The sequence below is a fragment of the Clostridium sp. DFI.1.208 genome (genome assembly GCF_024463855.1).
Taxonomy (GTDB): domain Bacteria; phylum Bacillota_I; class Bacilli_A; order Erysipelotrichales; family Erysipelotrichaceae; genus Clostridium_AQ.
In genome coordinates, this window is the sequence record NZ_JANGCA010000321.1 from 1 (window position 1) to 255 (window position 255).

Consider the following 255-nt stretch of genomic DNA (forward strand, 5'->3'; position numbering starts at 1 on the left):
GAGCGTCAGATCACTGGGGATGATATCCAGATTCGCATAGGATGTATGTTGGATACAAGAGCTAACTGCTTTCGGACTTTCGAAGATCGTAGAGATCGTTGCGCCATGATCCTGATTCATATAACGACGGATGAAGGCTGCTTCTTTATCTCCATCGAGACTGCTTTCATAATACGCAGGGTCTCGTTTTAATTTTTTGTCGATGAAAGACTTTGAACAGTTGGCTTGGCCGTCAGCATCAGCAAGTAATATACG

The 255-nt window shown here is 43.9% G+C and carries 1 pseudogene; it reads right to left on the bottom strand.

Features of this window, described 5'->3' with window-relative positions:
• Positions 1–255, bottom strand: a pseudogene (locus tag NE665_RS24530) (AAA family ATPase); the annotation flags it as partial.